Here is a 20,679-nt window from a genome sequence, read left to right as displayed (position 1 = left end):
ACAATATTATTAAAAATGAGGTGTTTTATATGACAGGAATTATTGACAGATTTGAAGGGGAATTTGCAGTAGTAGAGCTAGAAAATATGAAAATGATAAATATAGAGAAAAACAAAATTCCTAAAGAAGCTGAAGAAGGATATGTAATAAATATAGAAGATGTAATAACAGTAAATTATGTTGAAACAGAAAAAAGAAAAAGTAACATAGAAAGCTTGACAGAAGATTTATGGAAGTAGAAAATTAGAAGGGATTTCATTCCCTTCTAATTTTTTTATAATGTAAAGTTAAATATGTTTTGGAAGAATATAATTGATAAATTAGAAAAGTTAGAACGAATTTTATTAAGTTTTAAAGTTAAAATATTCGTATTTGTTGTTGACTGAAACTTATACTTTTGATACCATAAGATAGTAGGATTAGCCTTAGAAAATCAGTAATCTTATTTTTAATTGTCATAAATACATTTATATAGTAAAGCTGAGTATTAGTTAAATAATGTTTAGCTTAATTAAAAGAGGAGGAAACTTTTATGTCAGCATTTATTGTTTTAGGAGCTCAATGGGGAGACGAAGGAAAAGGTAAGATGACAGATTACCTTGCTGAAGATGCAAATGTGGTAGTAAGATTTCAAGGAGGAAACAATGCAGGTCATACTGTAGAGGTTGGTGATAAACAATATAAACTTCATTTAATACCTTCAGGTATACTTTATAAGGATAAATTAAATGTAATAGGAAATGGTGTTGTACTTGATCCTAAAGCATTATTTGAAGAAATAGATTATTTGAAAGGTGTTGGGGTTAATGTCACTCCAGAAAACTTAATAATAAGTGACAGAACACAACTTATAATGCCATATCATAGAGTTTTAGATGGAATAAAGGAAAAGTGCAGAGGTAAAAAGGATATTGGAACTACAGGAAAAGGAATAGGTCCTTGTTACACAGATAAAATGGAGAGAAGTGGAATAAGGGTAAGTGACCTTATGCATAAGGAAGTCTTTATAGAAAAATTAAAAGAAAATGTTGAAATGAAAAATGATATAATAACAAAGGTTTTTAATGGAGAAGCATTAAGTTTTGATGATATATGTGCTGAATATTTAGGATATGCTGAAAAGATGAGAGCTTTTGTAAAGGACACATCAGTAATAGTATATGATAATATTAAAGCTGGAAAAAAGGTATTATTTGAAGGGGCTCAAGGTACATTACTTGATATAGACTATGGAACATATCCATATGTTACATCATCAAATACAATTGCTGGAGGAGTATGTATTGGAGCTGGTATTGGACCTACTTTAATAAATAGTGCAGTAGGTATAGCTAAAGCTTATACAACAAGAGTTGGTAAAGGTCCATTTCCAACAGAGTTATTTGATGAAACTGGAGATTGGATAAGAGAGAACGGTCATGAATATGGTGTAACTACAGGAAGAGCTAGAAGATGTGGATGGCTTGATCTTGTAATACTTAAAACTAGTGCTAGAGTTTCAGGTCTTACAAGCTTTGCTGTAACTAAAATAGACACTATAGCTGGCCTTGAAAAAGTTAAAATGTGTGTAGGCTACAAGCTTGATGGAAAAGTTATAGATTATTTCCCAGCAAGTTTAGAGGATTTAGCTAGATGTGAACCTGTATATGAGGAATTTGATGGTTGGGATAAAGGTATAGAAAATGCAAGAAGTTACAATGAGATTCCTGAAAATGCAAAAAAATACCTCAAAAAAATAGAGGAATTTACAGGAACAAAAATATCTATAGTTTCAGTAGGACCAAGAAGAGATCAGACTATAAATGTAACAGATATATAATTAGTAAAAATTAAGTAAATAATGAACATTATGAAAAACCTTATGCTTTGCATAGGGTTTTTTTATAATTTACGATATAATGTTATTAGATTAAAATGCAGCTTATTGTAAAGAAAGGTTAAATGGTAAATGATCTTTAATAAGTAGGTTACTAGGAGAAGCTGGTAGGATTGACTATTCCATGTTGCAACTCAAAGGAGGAATGTGAAATGAAAAAAGTAGAGACAGAAAAACAATATGAAATTCAATATTACGAAATAGATTGTAATAAGAAATTATTATTAACAAGTCTTATGAACTATTTAGAAGATGTTTGTACTATGCAATCTGAAGATATTGGTATAGGTTTAGATTACATGAAGAGTAAAAAGGTTGCTTGGGTACTGTATAAATGGAATATACATATTTATAGGTATCCTTTATACAGGGAAAAAGTAAAAGTTAAAACTATTCCTGAATCTTTTAGAAAGTTTTATGCCTATAGAAGTTTTCAAGTATTTGATTCAAGGGGAAATGTTATAGCTGATGCTAATTCTATATGGTTTTTAATAAATACAGAAAGAAGAAAGGCTATGACAGTAACAGAGGATATGTATGAGGCTTTTGGACTTACTAAAGAGGATAATAAACCTTTAACTGTAAAGAAAATTCGAAAACAAGAAAGGGTAGATAACGAAAAAATATTTAGTGTAAGATATAGTGATATAGATACAAATAGGCATGTAAACAATGTAAAGTATGTAGATTGGGCAGTTGAAACAGTACCTTTAGATATAGTTACTAACTGTTACATTGTGGATGTAATCATAGCTTATGAAAAAGAAACAACTTATGGTGATATGATAAAAGTATTAACCCAAATAGATAAAAAAGAAGAAGGTTTTGTATGCTTGCATAGAATAGTAGATGAAGAAGATAAGGAATTAGCTTTAATAGAAACACTTTGGGAAAATGAAAAATAAGCTGCTGATTTTTTACTCAGCAGCACTTTTAGCAGCTATAAAACCTGAACTCCAACACCATTGAAGATTAAAACCGCCACAATCTCCATCAACATCTAGTATTTCACCAGCAAAAAATAAGTTGCTAACTATTTTAGATTCTAAAGTTTTTGAATTTACTTCTTCTGTATTTATGCCTCCAGAGGTTACCTGAGAGTTTTTAAATGAATTGGTATCATATACCACAAAGTCCCAATTTTTCAGAAGAAAAAATATTTTGTCTTTCTCTTTCCATGTAAGTTCGCAGCAAGGTTTATGTATATTAGTTATGGATGCTTCTTTCAAAAGAGTAGGAATAATTTTTTTGTTTATTAGGCCTATAAACGAATCTAATATACTTCTGTAGCTAAATAATGCCCAATGGTTTTCTAAAAATTCTATTAAGGCTTCTTTATTCAAGTTTGGCATCATATCTATAGTAAGCCTTACTTCTTTCCCTTTAGCTAGTGCACGTGAAGCAATACCACTTATTTGAAGAATAGGGGGACCAGATATTCCGTAGTCGGTAAATAATATTTCTCCAAATTCTTTTCTCTTAGGAGCGTCATCTACATATATTTCCGCAAAACTATTAAATTTTACTCCTGATAAAGCTTTTAGGTGATTATACTTTAATTTAAGCTGTACAAGCGATGGAACAGGAGTAATTATGTTATGGTGCAATCTTTGGGCTAATTCAAAGCCAGAGCCATCAGAACCCGTATTAGGGGCAGATTTTCCACCACAACATAAAATAAGTTTTTTACATTCATAAGTGTCACCAGATTGTAAAAGTACTTTAAAACCTGAGGACAACTTTTTTATGGTATTTACTTTTTGATTTAGATAAATAGGAACACTACGATCGTCTAATGCCATTCGCAATATATCAAGAACTGAAGATGCTTGAAGAGACAATGGATAAAGTTTACCATCATCTAATTCAGTAAGTGGAAGACCTAAGGAGTAAAAGAAATTTATGGTATCATCTACTGTGAATTTATTTAAAACATGGTTGTAAAATTCCGGATTTTTACTATGGTACCTTGAATAATTAATGTTTTTGTTAGCTATATTACATCTGCCATTTCCCGTAGTTAATATTTTAGAACCTATTCTATTAGAACCTTCTATTAGTCCTATGTCTTTTCCCATGTCTTTTAAGGCAATAGAAGCCATAATCCCAGAAGCCCCACCGCCAATTACTAGTATTTCATGAAACAATTTTAACAACTCCCCTTAAAAGATACTATATACTATTTTACCTTAAATATAATATTTTAAAATAGAATTTTTTATATTTAAGATTATTTTGTATATAATATTATTATAAATTGATGAAAGGAGAAAAAAATTATGATAGCTCATGAATTATTAAATTATAAAAATTGGGTGGTAGTAGGTGATGTGTTAAAGGAGGAGAAGTATGCCTTTAAAATATTGAATCAATTAAAGAATGCGGGGTTTAATGTGGAAGGTGTTAATCCTAGGGATACTACAGGTAAGGTTTACAAGTCTCTTGGCGAAGTACCTTTTGACATAGATGTAATAGATTTATGTATAAATCCTGTAGCTGGATTAAGAATAGTACAAGATGCAGAAAGTTTAAATATTAAAAAAATATTAATACAACCTGGAGCTGGTAGTACTGACATATTGAGTTTATGTAAAAATAAAGGTATTATAGCTATAGAGGGATGTGCACTTGTGGAACTTGGAAATTTATAAGTGTTAAAAGGGGGAAAATTAATTTATGTTGACAATATATGCGGTGTCTGATTCTATAGGAGAGACAGCTGAGCAAGTTGCAAAAGCAACTTCAAGTTTATTTTCTGAAGATGTAAAGGTTAAAAGGGTACCTTATATAAAAAGCTTTGAGCATGTAAATGAGTTTATAAATAATTTAGAAGACAAAAAAAATATTATGATAATATCTACTATAGTTTTAGTAGATGTTAGGGAGTTTCTTGTACAAAGGTGTATAGAAGAAGGTATACATATAACCAATGTATTGGGCCCTTGTATAAGTATGGCATCAATGATATTAAACAAAATACCTAATTATAGACCTGGAGCTATTTGGGAAATGGATTCTGAGTATTATAAAAAAATAAGGGCTATGGAATTTGCCATGCAATATGACGATAGTAAAGATAATGCAGGTATAAAACATGCTGATGTAATTTTAATAGGGCTTTCTAGAACTTCAAAAACTCCTTTATGTATGTATTTAGCTAATAAAGGAATAAAGGCTTTAAATGTTCCATTGATGCCAGAAGTACCTATACCAGAAGAATTATTCGAAGTAGATAGAAGGAAAATAATAGGTCTTACTATAGATCCTATGCAGCTTATTGAAATTCGAAAACATAGATTAGATAAGTTTTCTTCAGCTTCAAGGGAAATACAGTATGCTAATGCAGAAAGAGTGCTTCAAGAATTAGAATTTGCAGATAAACTTATGAGTAGATTTAATTGTAAAATAATAGATGTTACAAAGAGAGCAATAGAAGATACTGCACTTATAATTATGGAGCATATAGGACATATTGGTTCAAAAGATTATTAGTATTAAAAAATTAAAATGACTTAAAGTGTTGATATATAAGGGATTTTAACAAAAATATAAAAAAAATAAAAAAAGTTTTAAAAAATATGTTGACACTTTCGTGAAAATCTTGTATTATAGTCTATGTCGGGTCGCTAAGTAATAGCGAATGACTGATAAAAATATGAATAAGGCCCCTTGGTCAAGCGGTTAAGACACCACCCTTTCACGGTGGTAACAGGAGTTCGAGTCTCCTAGGGGTCACCATATATGGGCGCATAGCTCAGCTGGGAGAGCATCTGCCTTACAAGCAGAGGGTCACAGGTTCGAGCCCTGTTGTGCCCACCATATATGGCCTAGTGGCTCAGTTGGTTAGAGTGTCGGCCTGTCACGCCGAAGGTCGAGGGTTCGAGTCCCTTCTAGGTCGCCATATATTCGCTGGCATAGCTCAGTTGGTAGAGCAACTGACTTGTAATCAGTAGGTCGAGGGTTCGAAGCCTTCTGCCAGCACCAAAAAATTTAATAAGGCCCCTTGGTCAAGCGGTTAAGACACCACCCTTTCACGGTGGTAACATGGGTTCGAATCCCGTAGGGGTCACCATATATGGGCGCATAGCTCAGCTGGGAGAGCATCTGCCTTACAAGCAGAGGGTCACAGGTTCGAGCCCTGTTGTGCCCACCATATATGGCCTAGTGGCTCAGTTGGTTAGAGTGTCGGCCTGTCACGCCGAAGGTCGAGGGTTCGAGTCCCTTCTAGGTCGCCATATAGTTTGCTGGCATAGCTCAGTTGGTAGAGCAACTGACTTGTAATCAGTAGGTCGAGGGTTCGAAGCCTTCTGCCAGCACCAAAACATTGAATGTCGTATGATATTCAATGTTTTTTTTGTTATAATAACTTTAATATATTAAAGCAATAATAAAAAATATCTTTTGCCATTAAAGCAAAAGATATTTTAAAATTAATATTTTCTATTTTTAATATTTTGACCTATTCTTATATCATCACCATAAAATTTGCATAGTGTGAATTCTCCTAAAAGTCTTGACGAAATTCTTTCTGAATAATTTTTTAATAGTTCTTCTAAACCACAGTTTGTGGAAATTAGCATTTTGCGATTTTTAAGCAATTTTATATTTAGAAGATTAAATAACTCTGTTTTAGAAAAATCAGTAATTTGTTCAGAACCTAAATCATCAATTATAAGAAGATCACAATTTATAAGCAAATCTTCAAGTTCATCAGAATTGTTAAACCTAATCTGCTTTAAGTCATGAATTAATGTTTCAGCAGTTCTATATACTACTAAATGGCCTCTATCTAAAAGTTCTTTAGCAATACAATAGGATAAGAAACTCTTTCCAGTGCCCGAGTTACCCAAAAACAGCAAATTTTCATTGGCAGAAGAAAAGCTTTCTATGAAACTCCAGGATTTTGAAACTATATCTTCAAGGTTTTTTCTAGGGCTTTTACGTACATCATCACTTTTATGAGGTGAATAAAGTTCAAAATTAAAATTGCTAAAATTATTTTTTTCAAGTATAGTTTTTAATTCAGAGTTTTCATAGTACAGTTCTACAAGTTTGTGCTTATAGCAGCTGCATTTTTCAGTTCCAATAAATCCAGTATCCTTACATTTATTGCACATGTAATGCATGTCTAAGTAGTCTAAAGGATAGTTATTACTTACTAACATTTCAGATTTTTTTATCCTAAGATCAGTAATTTTTTCTTTTAATTGCTTTAATTCATTCTCTTTATTTTCTGAATTGTTAAGTATAGTTATTGAAAGCCTAACACATAGTTTTCCTATTTCACGCTCTATATCTATAATTTGAGGAATTTTATTTTGAATTTCTTCTCTTCTTTTATTGAGAGATTTTTCTTCAAATTTACGTATATTTTCATATACCTTAATTATGTTGCTTTGATATCCTTTAACCATTATTTATCCCATCCTAGCAGTTTTTTTTCTAAATCCTCAAAATCATAGTTCCTTTGTTCGAAATTATTAAATGTACTATTAGAAGAATTATTTTTATAAGTTGGATTATTTTTATGGTAAATTCTTTTAGTGTTTTTTTTGTTTACATCATCTACAGTTTTAATATTATCTTTGTTCCAACTTGTAAGTATACCATCAATATATTTAAAGTCTGTCTTATTTATACGCTGAAAGCATATTTCACAGGCTTTATATATAACATCAATAGGAAACTTATAAGTGCTAATCCACTTGTTTAACATATCTTCTTGTGGCTTCATAATTTCTGCATCCTTTATCCCTAAGTAGTTCAATATTTTTCTTATATTAATCCACTTGTCTTCATGCTTTTTTATAAAGGCTTGGGCGTCATCTATGTTTTTAATTTTTGAATCAAACCAAGCTAGAGCAATTTTTTCAATATATCTACAATCTGTTTTTCCCTTTGATGCACAATATTGAATAAGTAAAAGTATAATTTCAGGAGAAAAATTAAAATCTTTTAGCCATCCTATGTACATGGTCATTTCCTTTGAGGATAGAGGTCTTCCAAGGAGTTTTTCTATATCTTGAAGCATATCCTTTGTGGAATTTTTATTTAATTCCTCCAGTAAATTTATGTTTTCTGGATTTTCCTCAGGAGAATCAGATAAATTAATAAATTCAATATTGTAATTGCCCATGTTGTCTATAGGGACCATCCTAATTACATTTTCATCATTCCAATAGTTCCATGCATTTAATACATCTGTTTCAAGGAGATGCAAAGCACCTGCCATTATTTGTGAACTAACCCCTAATTCACCAGATACGCAATACTTTAGCCCTAGAAGATATACTTTTACAAATTCTCCTCGGGCCTTTGGCATAAATTTATCTATAAAAATATTACTTACAGGAGTGTAATTAGAGTTCTTACTTTTAAATACAAAAGTACTCATATTTGCTATAACCTACCTTCAATATGGTTTAATTTTAAAAAAGTTCTTCTAATAAATAATTATAACAAAATAAAATTTGTATAACAATGAAAAAACTTTTTTAAATTAGGTAATATTTTTTACAATTTTAGGAACAATAAATAGGTAAGGGTAAAAATATAATGTCTAAGAAAGGAATGATAACTTTGCATTCAAGTACTAGAAGTAAAATATATTTAAGCTTACTAATAATTATTATTACTTCAGCAGTGGTAATCAGATATTCATATAATAATAAGCCTAATTGTTATGAAATACATATTAATGGTAAGGTGGTAGGTTATGTTACAGATAAAGAAGAGTTTTACAGCATGGAAGGTAATGTAAAAAAGGACCTAGAAAAGAGATTTGGAAAGGTGAATTTTAAAGATGATATAAAATTTATAAAAAAACATTTTGATAATATTAAGAGTCTACAGAGCTCTGCAGATATTAAGAAGCTTATTTTGGAAAATAGCAATACAAAGGTAAATGCAGTTTTAATGAAATCTGATGGAAAAGAAGTTGCTGTGCTTGCTAATGAAGCAGAGATTAGGAAGACATTAGATGAAATAAAGAATTCATATAAAGAAGAAAAAGATGACCTAAAACTTGTAAATCATATAACATATATAAATGAAAGTATAGAAATAGGAAGAGTAAATACTGTAGAACAAACTATTAAAAAAATAGAGACTAATTCTAAAAATCCAATTATAAAATTTTCAAACAATATAGAACAAAGTTCATTAGAAAGTGATGAAAGTAATTCAACTCTTTCAAGAGGTGTTTCTAGTAAAGCTAGTCTTATGGGTATACCCTCTCAAGGTACTATAACATCACCTTTTGGTGCAAGATGGGGAACTGTGCATGAGGGGATAGATATAGGTGCATCTATGGGAGCACCTATTTATGCCGCTATGGACGGCAAAGTTTTTTGTACAGAATGGGAAGATGGATATGGTAATGTAATAAAAATAGATCATGGTAATGGCATGCAAACTGTTTATGCTCATTGCAGTAAAATATGTTCTAATGTAGGGGAATATGTAAAGCGTGGAGAAAAGATAGGAGAAGTTGGAAGTACGGGAAGGAGTACAGGACCTCATGTACATTTTGAAGTTAGGGTAAATGGAAAACCTGAGAATCCATTAAAATACTTGCAGTAAACAGTTAATTTTTAAACAAAATAAGCATATTGTAGATGATATGCTTATTTTAATTTTTTCATGTTGAAATAAATTCCATAAAGTTAATTTTATGTAAAAAACGTTGACAGTTAAATTGTTTTAATATATACTTTGACTATCAAAATATTTGATAGTGAAAAATCATTTTAAAGGAGACGATTAGATGAAATTACCACCATTAGTCATAGGAGAACTAAAAGCTGAAGTACCTATTATTCAAGGCGGTATGGGAGTAGGTATTTCCGGTTACAAACTTTCATCAGCAGTAGCAAATGAAGGTGGTATCGGTGTAATATCTTCAGTTCAGATAGGATATAGAGAACCAGATTTTCAAACAAATACAAAAGAAGCTAATATTAGAGCTTTAAGGCAGGAAATAAAAAAGGCAAAAGAAATAAGTCCAAAGGGTATTATAGGAGTCAACATAATGGTAGCCATTAACAATTATGATGAAATGGTAAAAGCTTGTGTGGATGAGAAAGTAGATGTAATTATATCTGGTGCAGGACTACCTTTATTATTGCCTAAGCTTGTTGAAGGAAGTAATGTAAAAATAGCGCCTATTGCTTCTTCAGGAAAATCAGCTTCAGTTATTATAAAGCATTGGAGTAAAAAATATAATAGAATTCCTGACATGGTTGTAGTTGAAGGGCCTGAAGCTGGAGGACATTTAGGATTCCATCCAGAACAGTTGCTAGAAGAAAATAAAAGATCTCTTGAGGAGATTGTAACTGAGGTAATAGAGGCAGTAAAACCTTTTGAAGAGGAATGTGGAAAACATATACCTGTAATAGCAGCAGGTGGAGTGTACACTGGAGCCGATATTGCTAAATTTTTAGAACTAGGAGCTTCAGGAGTTCAAATGGGCACACGTTTTGTAGCAACAGAGGAATGTGATGCTGATGAAAGGTTTAAAAAAGCCTATGTGGATTCAAAAAAAGATGATATTAAAGTTATACAAAGTCCTGTAGGTCTTCCAGGAAGAGCTATAAGAAATGAACTAATAAAGCGAGTTGAAAAAGGTAGAATAGCACCTACAAGCTGCTTTAATTGCTTAAAAAAGTGTAATCCTAGGAGTACTCCTTATTGTATATCAAAGGCATTAGTTCAAGCAGTAAGAGGAAACCTTGAAGAAGGACTTATTTTTACGGGTAGTAATGCTTATAGAATAGATAAAATTGTTACTGTAAAAGAATTAATAGATGAATTGGTAACAGAAGCTGAAAAAAATTATAAAGGCTAATTAAAATTAGATTTATAGGGTGATAAAATCATTAAAATGGCCCAAGTTATTTAAGAGCTTTTTATAAATATAAATTTAAAGTGGTGATTTAATTGAATAGGAGAATAGATGTCTTGAATGAACTTTTAGTAGATACTTTTAATGATATACTAGAAATAGAACAAAAAGCTCTTCAGTCTGGTGTTTTTAAGGATTTATCTGTTACAGAAATTCATACTATTGAGGCCATAGGAATGTATAAGCCTAGAACTATGACAGAAGTAGCAGTTGAATTAAATATAACTTTAGGCACGCTAACGACAGCTATAAGTCACTTAGTTAGAAAGGGTTATGTTGAAAGAAAAAGAAGTGAACAGGATAGAAGAATAGTTTTTATTAGATTAAATAAAAGAGGAAAATTAGCTTATAGAATCCATGGAAAATTTCATCATGACATGGTAAAACAAGCGATAGAAGGACTTAATGAAGAAGAAGAAGAAATTTTGATTAAATCCTTAGAAAAGCTTAATGTTTTTTTTAAATCTAAGTATAATTTAAAAACTAGCTATAAGGAGAAAATTAATGAATAAGGTACAAATTATAGGTACAGGAAGTTATGTACCACCAAGGATTGTAACTAATGATGATTTATCTTGTATTGTAGATACAAGTGATGAATGGATAAGTAGTAGAACAGGTATAAAAGAGAGAAGAATATCTGAAGGTGAGGATACTTCAGAAATGGCATCTAAAGCTGCTTCAAAAGCGTTAGAAGAATCAAAAGTAAAGCCAGAAGAAATTGATCTAATTATTGTGGCTACATCTACTCCAGATAATTTTATTCCTTCTACAGCATGTTTGGTTCAGAAAAATATATTAGCAGTAAATGCTACTTGTTTTGATATATCAGCGGCTTGTTCTGGATTTGTTTATGGAATTAATATAGCTACTCAATTTATAAGAACAGGAAGTGTAAAGAAGGTTTTAGTTATAGGAGCAGAAACACTTTCCAAAGTATTAAATTGGGAAGATAGGAGCACTTGTGTATTATTTGGTGATGGAGCGGCAGCTGCTGTGTTAAGTGAATCAGATAGAGAAAGTATACTGGCTATATGTAATGGATCTGATGGCAGCAAAGGTCAGTATCTAGTTTCAAAAGCCGTACCAGTGGTAAATCCATACACTGATAAAAAGGATATAGATGTTAATGTAAATAGCTATGTGGAAATGAACGGAAGAGAAATATTTAAATTTGCAGTTAAAACTATATTGCAATCAACAGAAGAACTTTTAGAAAAGATAAATTGTTCAATGGATGAAATAAAATATATAGTTCTTCATCAAGCAAATTATAGAATAATAGAATTTGCAGCTAAAAAATTAGGAGTAAGTGAAGATAAATTTTATGTTAATTTAGACAAATTTGGAAATACTTCTGCAGCTACTATTGGAATTGCTTTAGATGAAATGAATCAGAAAAACTTATTAAAAACAGGAGATAAAATTTTACTTATAGGCTTTGGCGGTGGACTCACCTATGGAGGAATAGCAATTGAATGGTAGCATAAAATTGGGAGAGAATTAAATGGTATTTGACAAAATAAAAAAGATAATAGAGGAACAACTGGGAATGCAGCAAGATAAAATTACAATGAATACATCTTTTGAGGAATTAGGAGTAGATTCATTGGAATTTTTTCAAATAGTAATAGAGATAGAAGAACAATTTGGAGTACAGATAGAAGATGCAGAAGATATAACAACTGTAAGTGAAGCTGTAAGGTTTGTTGAAGAAAAAACAAAAGTTATGTAACGTAATAAAAAATTATTGATGTTTAGGAGGAAAAACTATGATTAATTCCAAATTTGCGCAAATGGTGAAGATAAAATATCCTATTATTCAAGGTGGTATGGCTCGAATTGCTGATAGTTCTTTGGCAGCAGCAGTGTCTAATGCTGGAGGTCTAGGAATTATTACAGGTAATGCACCAGTAGAATGGGTGAGAGAAGAGATACGTAAAGCAAAGAAGCTTACAGATAAACCATTTGGAGTAAATATAATGTTACTTGGAGAAACTGCAGAGGCAGTAGCTAAAATGGTTTGTGAAGAAGGCGTTAAAGTAGTAACTACTGGAGCTGGAAACCCCGGAAAGTATATAGATATGTGGAAAGAATATAATATAAAAGTTATACCTGTAGTTGCATCTGTAGCATTAGCTAAAAGAATGGAGAGAGCTGGTGTAGATGCTGTTATAGCAGAAGGATGTGAATCAGGAGGTCATGTAGGTGAACTTACTACTATGGCGTTAGTTCCACAAGTTGTAGATGCTGTAAGCATACCAGTAATTGCAGCAGGAGGAATAGGAGATGGAAGAGGAGTAGCAGCAGCATTTATGCTTGGAGTTGATGGAATACAAGTGGGAACAAGATTTTTAGTTGCTCATGAATGTATAGTTCCAGAAGCTTATAAGCAAAAAGTATTACATGCAAAAGATATAGATACTCAAGTTACAGGAAGGCCTACTGGACATCCTGTTCGTGTTTTAAGAAACAAACTTACAAGACAATTTCAGTTGCTTGAAAAAGAAGGAGCTCCACTTGAAAAGTATGAAGAATTAGGAAGAGGAGCACTTTCAAGAGCGGTAGTAGATGGAGATGTAGATAATGGTTCTGTAATGGCAGGACAAATATCAGGCCTAGTATGCAAAGAACAAAGTTGTGAAGAAATAATACAGGAAATGTTTAGTGAAGCAGAAAAACATATATCAAGAGTAGAAAAGATGTTTGGAATTGAATAAAAGAGGTGGAAAAAATGAATAAAGTAGCTTTTTTATTCTCTGGACAAGGAGCACAATATGTAGGAATGGGCAAAGAGTTATATGATAACTTTGATGTTTGCAAGGATATATTTAATAATGCAGACAAAGCACTAGGATTTTCTATAAGTAATATGTGTTTTGAAGGACCAGAAGAAGAATTAAATAAAACAGAAAATACACAGCCAGCAATTTTAACTACAAGCATAGCTGCTTTGAGAATATTAGAAAGCAATGGAATAAAGGCAGATGTTACTGCAGGACTAAGTTTAGGAGAGTATTCAGCACTTGTTGCTAGTGGTGTATTAGAGTTTATAGAGGCAGTAAGCTTAGTAAAAAAAAGAGGAAAGTATATGCAGGAAGCAGTACCAGAAGGTGTAGGTGCCATGGCTGCTATTATAGGATTAGATGAAGATGCCATAAGAAAAGTATGTAATGATTGTAGAAGTATGGGTATAGTTGAAATAGCTAATTTAAATTGTCCTGGTCAGGTAGTAATTGCGGGAGAAGCAAAGCCATTAGAAATTGCCTGCGAAAAGTTAAAAGAAGCAGGAGCTAGAAAAGCTATAATGCTTTCTGTAAGTGGACCTTTCCATACATCTATGTTAAAGCCAGCAGCAGAAAAATTGGAAAAGGAATTACAAGATGTATCTATAGGAAACTTTTCTATTCCTGTTATAACTAATGTTACAGGAGAAGTTGTAGATAATAAGGATGAAGTAAAAGGTTATTTAAAGAAACAAGTTATGAGTACAGTGTTTTTTGAAAAAAGTATAAAAAGAATGATAGATATGGGTGTAGATACTTTTATAGAAATTGGACCTGGAAAAGTATTAAGTGGCTTTGTTAAGAAAATAGATAGAAAAGCTACAATTTTAAACGTTCAGGATGTAAAATCACTAGAAAGTACTATTGAAAAGTTAAAGGAGAATAGCTAATGGAAGATTTAAAGGGTAAAACTGTAGTAGTTACAGGTGCAAGCCGAGGCATTGGTAAAGCTATAGCACTTAAATTAGCTGGGCTTGGAGCTAATATAGTAATTAACTATAGAAGTGAGTCAAAGTCAGCAGAAGATTTAGTTGAAGAAATAAGAGCTCTAGGTGTTAAAGCTGAAGCAGTTCAGGCAGATATTAGTTCCTTTGAAGGAGCTAAAAGCCTTATGGAGAAGGCTGTTGAAGTTTTTGGGAGAATAGATGTTCTTGTAAATAATGCAGGAATAACTAAAGATGGATTACTTCTTAGAATGAAAGAAGAAGACTTTGATAAAGTAATAGAAGTAAACTTAAAAGGCGCATTTAATTGTATAAGGCATGTTAGTTCTGTAATGTTGAAACAAAAATGTGGTAAAATAATAAATATATCTTCTGTAGTAGGAATAGCAGGTAATGCTGGTCAAGTAAATTATTCTGCTGCAAAGGCAGGAATAATAGGAATGACTAAATCTGTAGCAAGAGAGCTTGCCTCAAGAAATATAACTGTGAATGCTGTAGCACCAGGGTTTATTAAAACCAATATGACAGAAGTTTTATCTGATAAAGCAAAAGAAACAACATTAAAAGGTATACCACTAAAACGATTTGGAACTGCTGAAGATGTAGCAAATGTAGTAGCATTTTTATCACTGCCATATTCAGATTATATTACTGGTCATGTGATAAATGTAGATGGCGGAATGGTTATGTAAATTAAATTAGAGGTTGGTGAATTAATTATGAAAAGAAGAGTAGTAGTTACAGGAATTGGAGCAATAACTCCAGTTGGAAATGATGCAAATACATTCTGGGATAATATAAAAAATGGTGTTTCAGGTATAGATTTCATAAAATGTTTTGATGCAGAAAATTATAAAGCAAAAGTTGCAGCAGAAGTTAAAGATTTTGACCCAAGTGAACATTTAGACAGAAAAGAATCAAAAAGATTTGATAGATTTTGTCAATTTGCTATGGTTTCAGCAATGGAAGCTGTAGAAGATTCTAAACTTGATATTGAAAGTGTAGAGAAAGAAAGATTTGGAGTAGTTATTGGTTCAGGTATAGGTGGAATAGGAACTATAGAAAAACAACATTCTGTGTTAGAGGAAAAAGGACCTAACAGAATAACTCCTTTATTTATACCAATGATTATAAGTAATATGGCTGCTGGAAATATAGCTATAAAATTTGGAGCTATGGGACCATGCAGTAATATAGTTACAGCCTGTGCTACAGGTACAAATTGTGTGGGTGAAGCTTTTAGAATGATTAAAAATAATCTTGCAGATGTAATGATAGCAGGTGGAACCGAAGCATGTATTACACCATTGTCTATGGCTGGATTTGCTGCAGCAACTACTTTAACTAAGAGTACAGATCCTAAAAGAGCATCTGTTCCTTTTGATAAGGAAAGGGATGGATTTGTAATGGGAGAAGGTTCTGGTATATTAATATTAGAATCTTTAGAGCATGCTCAAAAAAGAGGAGCTAAAATATATGCAGAATTAGTTGGATATGGTTTTACATGTGATGCATATCATATGACATCACCAGCACCAGGTGGTGAAGGTGCAGCAAGGGCTATGAGCCTTGCTATAGAAGAAGCTGGAATTGAAAAAGAAGAAGTATCTTATATAAATGCTCATGGAACAAGTACAAAAATAAATGATAAAGTTGAAACAGAGGCAATTAAAAAAGCTTTTGGAGATTATGCTAAGAATGTACCTATAAGTTCTACAAAATCAATGACTGGACATTTATTAGGAGCAGCTGGAGCAATAGAAGCTGTAATAAGTGTTAAAGCTTTAGAAGAAGGAATCATACCTCCTACAGTAGGATATGAAGTTCAAGATGAGGAATGTGATTTAGATTATGTTCCAAATAAAGCAAGAAAAGCTGATCTTAAATATGTCATGTCCAATTCTTTAGGTTTTGGTGGACATAATGCAGTAATTTTATTAAAAAAGTGGAGTGAGTAAGATGGACTTTAAAGCAATTGAAGAAATGGTTAAAACTATGGATAATTCTAAATTAGGTTATTTAGAAGTTAACTGGCATGGAATTTCTATAGTTATGAGAAAACAGGGAGAACCTGATTGTACAAGACACACAGAAAACAGTAATACATTAGTGGAAGAAAAAAAATTAGCTGTAGATGAAGTTGTAGAAGAAAAAAAATCAGAAGAAAAAGTTAAAAGTGAAACTGAAAAGTTAAAGGAAAACAAAGAGGATGAAATTGTAATAAAGGAAGACTTAAATGTAAAAGAAGTTGTATCACCTATAGTAGGAACTTTTTACAGATCATCAAGTCCAGATAAACCAGCTTTTGTAGAAGTAGGAACTAAAGTTAAGAAGGGAGATACTCTTTGCATTGTAGAAGCTATGAAACTTATGAATGAAATTCAAAGTGAAGTAGATGGCGAAGTTGTTGAAATTTTAGTAGAAAATAATCAAATGGTTGAATACGGTCAGCCTATGTTTAAAATAAAGGCTAATTAGTTCCTAAAAAATCGCTAGGAGGAAAAATAATGGACAATAACATAGAGTTTAATGTTAATCTAGGAATAAAAGAAATAAAAGAAATTATTCCACATAGATATCCTTTTTTATTAATAGATAAGGTAACGTATATGGAGCCAGGTAAAAAGGTAGTAGCTTATAAGAATGTGACTATGAATGAATACTTTTTTCAGGGACACTTTCCACAAGAACCTGTAATGCCTGGGGTACTTATTGTGGAATCATTGGCTCAAGCAGGAGCAGTTGCTATATTGAGCCAAGAGAATTTTAAGGGTAAAATTGCTTACTTTGGAGGAATAAATAAGGCTAAGTTTAGAAAAAAGGTAGTGCCAGGAGATATACTAAGATTAGAAGTAGAAATGATAAAAATTAAAGGACCTGCAGGTATAGCTAAAGGCATAGCATATGTGGATGATAAGAAGGCTTGTGAAGCTGAAGTAATGTTTATGATAGGTGATGCAAGTGTTTAGTAAGATATTAATTGCAAATAGAGGCGAAATAGCGGTTAGAATTATAAGAGCTTGCAGAGAGATGGGTATAGAAACTGTAGCGGTTTATTCTGAAGCAGATAGAGATGCACTACATACTCAACTAGCAGATGAAGCTGTATGTATAGGTCCTGCTGCAGCAAAGGATAGCTACCTAAACATACAGAATATTATAAGTGCTACAGTACTCACAGGAGCAGAAGCCATTCATCCAGGCTTCGGGTTTCTATCTGAAAACAGTAAGTTTGCAAAAATGTGTGAAGAGTGTAATATTACATTTATAGGACCAAATGCTGATTGTATAGATGATATGGGAAATAAGTCTAATGCTAGAGATATTATGATAAAGGCAAAGGTACCTATAGTTCCAGGATCTAAAGGTGCAATAAAAGATGAAAAGCAATTGTTAAAGGTTGCGAAAGAAATAGGATATCCAGTAATGGTAAAAGCATCTGCTGGAGGTGGAGGAAGAGGCATAAGAGTAGTCTATGAAGAAAAAGATCTTATAAAAGATTATGAAAATGCTAAGGCTGAAGCAGAAGCTTCATTTGGTGATGGTACTATATATGTTGAAAAGTTTATAGAAAAACCAAGACATGTAGAGATTCAAATATTAGGAGATAATCATGGTAATGTAGTATATCTTGGAGAAAGAGATTGCTCTATGCAAAGAAGAAATCAAAAGGTACTAGAAGAAGCACCATGTCCTATAATGACAAAAGAACTTAGAGCAAAAATGGGAGAAACAGCAGTCAGAGCAGCAAAAACAGTAAAATATAATAGTGCAGGTACTATAGAATTTTTGCTTGATAAAAATATGGATTTTTACTTTATGGAAATGAACACTAGAATACAAGTGGAGCATCCTATAACAGAAATGGTAACTGGAGTGGATTTAATAAAAGAACAGATTAAAATTGCAGCAGGTGAACCATTAAGCTTTTCTCAAGAAGATATAGAGATAAAAGGCCATGCTATAGAGTGTAGAATAAATGCTGAAGATGCTTCCAGGAACTTTATGCCATCTCCAGGAAAAATTGAAGGTTTATATTTACCAGGTGGCTTTAATGTTAGGATTGATAGTGCGGTATATTCAGGATATAAAATACCTCCATACTATGATTCTATGATAGCAAAACTCATTGTATATGGTAAGGATAGAGAAGAAGCTATATGGAAAATGAGAAGAGCTTTGGGAGAATTTATTATAGAGGGAGTTAAAACAAATATTGATTTTCAGTTTGAACTTATAAATGATGAAAATTTTATAAAAGGAACTTATGATACAAGATTTATTGAGAATAAAGTTAAGAGTTCATAGCAATTTTTTTGCTATGAACTTCTAACTGGAGGTGACTAACTTGTTAAATAATCTATTTAAGAAGACAAAATATATTACTGTAAGTCAACAGTCATTAAGAAAAGCAGATGAAGAAACTAAGCCTAGTATTCCTAATGGTATGTGGGTAAAGTGTGATGGTTGTGGAAAAGTTTTGTACAAAAATGATCTTGAAGATAGCAACCAAGTATGTAAGCAATGTGGGCACCATTTTAGGATGGATGCAAGGGAAAGAATAAAATTTATAATAGATAGAAATACATTTGAAGAATTTGATAAGAATATAACTTCAGCAAACCCATTAAATTTTAAAGGATATGAAGAGAAAATAAAAAAAATGCAAAATGCTACAGAATTAAATGAAGCTGTGGTTACAGGCAAAGGAACTATTTTTGGTGAAGAAGTAGTTATTTGTGTTATGGATAGTCATTTTATGATGGGAAGTATGGGGTCTGTAGTTGGTGAAAAAATTGCAAGAGCTGTAGAAATGGCGATAGAACTTAAACGACCTATAATAATTTTTACTACTTCTGGTGGTGCTAGAATGCAAGAAGGTATGTTTTCACTTATGCAAATGGCTAAAGTAAGTGCAGCACTAGGTAAATTAAGTGAAGCAGGACTTTTATATATAACTGTACTTACAGATCCAACTACAGGAGGTGTAACAGCTAGCTTTGCTATGCTTGGAGATATTATACTTTCTGAACCAGGGGCTTTAATTGGTTTTGCAGGTAAAAGAGTTATAGAGCAAACTATAGGTCAAAAATTGCCGGAGGGTTTCCAAAGAGCAGAATTTTTATTGGAACATGGATTTATAGATAGTATAGTTCATAGAAATGATTTAAAGGGAACTCTTAAAAAAATACTTATGATTCATGATAAGAATAGGTAGTTTTAGAAAAGTTATATTTTCTAAGGAAAGGAAGCTTGCTTTATGGAGAAATTAGAAAAAGTACAGCGTATTTTAAGTAAAAAACTTGATAATAAAACTGCTTGGGAAAAACTATCTTTAGCTAGGATGATAGAAAGACCTACAGCGCTAGACTATATAGAAAGAATATTTGATTCCTTTATAGAATTTCATGGAGATAGATGTTTTGCAGATGATGCATCAGTAGTTGGAGGTATAGCATTATTAGATGGAATGGCTGTAACTATAGTAGCACACCAAAAAGGAAGAAATACAGCAGAAAATATAAAACGAAATTTTGGATCTCCACAGCCTGAAGGGTATAGAAAAGGTTTAAGGCTCATGAAACAAGCTGAAAAGTTTGGAAGACCAATAATATGTATGGTGGATACTCAAGGGGCTTATTGTGGAAAAGGAGCAGAAGAAAGAGGTCAGGGAGAAGCTATAGCTAAAAATCTTTTGGAAATGTCAAAATTAAAAACTCCCGTAATTTCAATTGTAATTGGAGAAGGTGGAAGTGGTGGTGCATTAGCATTTGCAGTAGCAGATGATGTATGGATGCTAGAAAATTCAGTGTACTCTGTACTATCTCCAGAAGGATTTGCAAGTATATTATGGAAAGATGCTTCACGTGCTAAGGAAGCAGCAGAAGTTATGAAAATAACAGCTAAGGATTTAAAAGAATATGGTATTATAGATAAAGTAATAAAAGAACCTTCAGGAGGAGCACATAAAGATGTAGAAAAAATGGCTACATCTATAAAAGAAGAGTTGGTGGAAAAGATTGGTGTACTAAAAAAGCAATCTATAGAAGAACTATTAGATAAAAGGTACAGCAAATTTAGAAATATGGGAAAATACGTGGAGTAGTAATTAACTAATTAACTAATTAAACTATTTAAAATAATTTATTTGTTTAGAGTGGCTTTTGGTAG

The 20,679-nt window shown here is 31.9% G+C and carries 22 protein-coding genes and 8 tRNA genes; 27 read left to right on the top strand and 3 right to left on the bottom strand.

Translation table 11 applies throughout. The features are described 5' to 3' along the window. Nucleotides 1-29: 29 nt before the first annotated feature. The 3 genes from Q6H37_RS29295 to Q6H37_RS29285 all read left to right on the top strand — a co-directional run bounded on the left by Q6H37_RS29295 (nucleotide 30) and on the right by Q6H37_RS29285 (nucleotide 2,781). Nucleotides 30-239, top strand: a complete 210-nt coding sequence (locus Q6H37_RS29295) for a DUF3006 domain-containing protein (protein ID WP_318738589.1) — start codon at nucleotides 30-32, stop codon at nucleotides 237-239. Nucleotides 240-532: 293 nt separating this feature from the next. Next, a complete protein-coding gene (locus tag Q6H37_RS29290; RefSeq protein ID WP_318738588.1) occupies nucleotides 533-1,819 on the top strand; it encodes an adenylosuccinate synthase in 1,287 nt (428 codons plus the stop codon). Nucleotides 1,820-2,028: 209 nt separating this feature from the next. After that, entirely contained in the window at nucleotides 2,029-2,781 is a 753-nt protein-coding gene (locus Q6H37_RS29285) for an acyl-[acyl-carrier-protein] thioesterase (RefSeq protein WP_318738587.1), read from the top strand. A 12-nt stretch (nucleotides 2,782-2,793) separates the two neighbouring features. Here Q6H37_RS29285 and Q6H37_RS29280 read toward each other — a convergent pair whose 3' ends face one another. Then, nucleotides 2,794-4,023 carry an NAD(P)/FAD-dependent oxidoreductase gene (locus tag Q6H37_RS29280; RefSeq protein WP_318738586.1) on the bottom strand — a complete coding sequence of 410 codons (1,230 nt, stop codon included), beginning with the start codon at nucleotides 4,021-4,023 and terminating at the stop codon, nucleotides 2,794-2,796. 132 nt (nucleotides 4,024-4,155) lie between these two features. Between Q6H37_RS29280 and Q6H37_RS29275 the strand changes: the two genes are divergently transcribed. From Q6H37_RS29275 to Q6H37_RS29230, 10 genes are all read left to right on the top strand, one after another. Next, entirely contained in the window at nucleotides 4,156-4,527 is a 372-nt protein-coding gene (locus Q6H37_RS29275) for a CoA-binding protein (RefSeq protein WP_318738585.1), read from the top strand. A gap of 25 nt (nucleotides 4,528-4,552) precedes the next feature. Further along, nucleotides 4,553-5,368 carry a pyruvate, water dikinase regulatory protein gene (locus Q6H37_RS29270; RefSeq protein ID WP_318738584.1) on the top strand — a complete coding sequence of 272 codons (816 nt, stop codon included), beginning with the start codon at nucleotides 4,553-4,555 and terminating at the stop codon, nucleotides 5,366-5,368. 171 nt (nucleotides 5,369-5,539) lie between these two features. Beyond that, a tRNA-Glu gene (locus Q6H37_RS29265) sits at nucleotides 5,540-5,614 on the top strand. Between the two features lie 5 nt (nucleotides 5,615-5,619). Beyond that, nucleotides 5,620-5,695 (top strand) — tRNA-Val (locus Q6H37_RS29260). 5 nt (nucleotides 5,696-5,700) lie between these two features. Beyond that, nucleotides 5,701-5,777, top strand: a tRNA-Asp gene (locus Q6H37_RS29255). A 7-nt stretch (nucleotides 5,778-5,784) separates the two neighbouring features. Next, nucleotides 5,785-5,860, top strand: a tRNA-Thr gene (locus tag Q6H37_RS29250). 13 nt (nucleotides 5,861-5,873) lie between these two features. Next, a tRNA-Glu gene (locus tag Q6H37_RS29245) sits at nucleotides 5,874-5,948 on the top strand. Nucleotides 5,949-5,953: 5 nt separating this feature from the next. Continuing rightward, nucleotides 5,954-6,029 (top strand) — tRNA-Val (locus Q6H37_RS29240). 5 nt (nucleotides 6,030-6,034) lie between these two features. Then, nucleotides 6,035-6,111 (top strand) — tRNA-Asp (locus Q6H37_RS29235). Nucleotides 6,112-6,119: 8 nt separating this feature from the next. Then, nucleotides 6,120-6,195: transfer RNA gene (locus Q6H37_RS29230), tRNA-Thr, on the top strand. A 111-nt stretch (nucleotides 6,196-6,306) separates the two neighbouring features. Here the strand turns inward: Q6H37_RS29230 and Q6H37_RS29225 are convergent. Both Q6H37_RS29225 and Q6H37_RS29220 read right to left on the bottom strand, forming a co-directional pair. Next, nucleotides 6,307-7,290 carry an ATP-binding protein gene (locus tag Q6H37_RS29225; RefSeq protein ID WP_318738583.1) on the bottom strand — a complete coding sequence of 328 codons (984 nt, stop codon included), beginning with the start codon at nucleotides 7,288-7,290 and terminating at the stop codon, nucleotides 6,307-6,309. Then, nucleotides 7,290-8,270 carry a DnaD domain protein gene (locus tag Q6H37_RS29220; RefSeq protein ID WP_318738582.1) on the bottom strand — a complete coding sequence of 327 codons (981 nt, stop codon included), beginning with the start codon at nucleotides 8,268-8,270 and terminating at the stop codon, nucleotides 7,290-7,292. The genes Q6H37_RS29225 and Q6H37_RS29220 overlap by 1 nt, the downstream gene beginning before the upstream one ends. Before the next feature lie 161 nt (nucleotides 8,271-8,431). Between Q6H37_RS29220 and Q6H37_RS29215 the strand changes: the two genes are divergently transcribed. The 14 genes from Q6H37_RS29215 to Q6H37_RS29150 all read left to right on the top strand — a co-directional run bounded on the left by Q6H37_RS29215 (nucleotide 8,432) and on the right by Q6H37_RS29150 (nucleotide 20,614). Continuing rightward, the gene (locus Q6H37_RS29215) at nucleotides 8,432-9,457 is read left to right on the top strand and encodes a M23 family metallopeptidase (protein ID WP_318738581.1); all 1,026 of its coding nucleotides are present in this window, start codon (nucleotides 8,432-8,434) and stop codon (nucleotides 9,455-9,457) included. A 184-nt stretch (nucleotides 9,458-9,641) separates the two neighbouring features. Next, nucleotides 9,642-10,721, top strand: coding sequence for a nitronate monooxygenase family protein (locus Q6H37_RS29210; protein WP_318738580.1), 1,080 nt, complete (start codon nucleotides 9,642-9,644; stop codon nucleotides 10,719-10,721). Between the two features lie 92 nt (nucleotides 10,722-10,813). Then, complete coding sequence (locus Q6H37_RS29205) at nucleotides 10,814-11,290, top strand: MarR family winged helix-turn-helix transcriptional regulator (protein WP_318738579.1); 477 nt, start codon at nucleotides 10,814-10,816, stop codon at nucleotides 11,288-11,290. Continuing rightward, nucleotides 11,283-12,263, top strand: coding sequence for a beta-ketoacyl-ACP synthase III (locus Q6H37_RS29200; protein WP_318738578.1), 981 nt, complete (start codon nucleotides 11,283-11,285; stop codon nucleotides 12,261-12,263). The genes Q6H37_RS29205 and Q6H37_RS29200 overlap by 8 nt, the downstream gene beginning before the upstream one ends. A 22-nt stretch (nucleotides 12,264-12,285) precedes the next feature. Further along, entirely contained in the window at nucleotides 12,286-12,513 is a 228-nt protein-coding gene (locus Q6H37_RS29195) for an acyl carrier protein (protein ID WP_318738577.1), read from the top strand. A 37-nt stretch (nucleotides 12,514-12,550) separates the two neighbouring features. Beyond that, nucleotides 12,551-13,498 (top strand): enoyl-[acyl-carrier-protein] reductase FabK, encoded by a 948-nt coding sequence (gene fabK / locus Q6H37_RS29190; RefSeq protein ID WP_318738576.1) that lies wholly within the window; start codon nucleotides 12,551-12,553, stop codon nucleotides 13,496-13,498. 14 nt (nucleotides 13,499-13,512) lie between these two features. Then, on the top strand, nucleotides 13,513-14,454 hold the full coding sequence (gene fabD / locus Q6H37_RS29185) for an ACP S-malonyltransferase (RefSeq protein WP_318738575.1): 942 nt from the start codon (nucleotides 13,513-13,515) through the stop codon (nucleotides 14,452-14,454). Next, entirely contained in the window at nucleotides 14,454-15,200 is a 747-nt protein-coding gene (gene fabG, locus Q6H37_RS29180) for a 3-oxoacyl-[acyl-carrier-protein] reductase (RefSeq protein WP_318738574.1), read from the top strand. Before fabD ends, fabG begins: the two co-directional genes overlap by 1 nt. A gap of 27 nt (nucleotides 15,201-15,227) precedes the next feature. After that, entirely contained in the window at nucleotides 15,228-16,466 is a 1,239-nt protein-coding gene (gene fabF / locus Q6H37_RS29175) for a beta-ketoacyl-ACP synthase II (RefSeq protein ID WP_318738573.1), read from the top strand. A 1-nt stretch (nucleotide 16,467) separates the two neighbouring features. Continuing rightward, a complete protein-coding gene (gene accB / locus Q6H37_RS29170; protein ID WP_318738572.1) occupies nucleotides 16,468-16,986 on the top strand; it encodes an acetyl-CoA carboxylase biotin carboxyl carrier protein in 519 nt (172 codons plus the stop codon). 29 nt (nucleotides 16,987-17,015) lie between these two features. Continuing rightward, nucleotides 17,016-17,477, top strand: coding sequence for a 3-hydroxyacyl-ACP dehydratase FabZ (fabZ, locus tag Q6H37_RS29165; protein WP_007059828.1), 462 nt, complete (start codon nucleotides 17,016-17,018; stop codon nucleotides 17,475-17,477). Continuing rightward, nucleotides 17,470-18,816, top strand: a complete 1,347-nt coding sequence (locus Q6H37_RS29160; RefSeq protein WP_007059829.1) for an acetyl-CoA carboxylase biotin carboxylase subunit — start codon at nucleotides 17,470-17,472, stop codon at nucleotides 18,814-18,816. Before fabZ ends, Q6H37_RS29160 begins: the two co-directional genes overlap by 8 nt. Before the next feature lie 40 nt (nucleotides 18,817-18,856). Next, nucleotides 18,857-19,726 (top strand): acetyl-CoA carboxylase, carboxyltransferase subunit beta, encoded by an 870-nt coding sequence (accD, locus tag Q6H37_RS29155; protein ID WP_318738571.1) that lies wholly within the window; start codon nucleotides 18,857-18,859, stop codon nucleotides 19,724-19,726. 42 nt (nucleotides 19,727-19,768) lie between these two features. Then, nucleotides 19,769-20,614: an acetyl-CoA carboxylase carboxyltransferase subunit alpha gene (locus tag Q6H37_RS29150; protein WP_318738570.1), complete on the top strand. Its 846-nt coding sequence runs from the start codon at nucleotides 19,769-19,771 to the stop codon at nucleotides 20,612-20,614. Nucleotides 20,615-20,679: the final 65 nt, after the last annotated feature.

This window comes from Clostridium sp. JS66 (assembly GCF_033561535.1).
Classification (GTDB): domain Bacteria; phylum Bacillota; class Clostridia; order Clostridiales; family Clostridiaceae; genus Clostridium_AM; species Clostridium_AM carboxidivorans.
The sequence above is the reverse complement of the archived record's forward strand: the minus strand, read 5'-3'. Positions and strand labels throughout refer to the sequence as shown.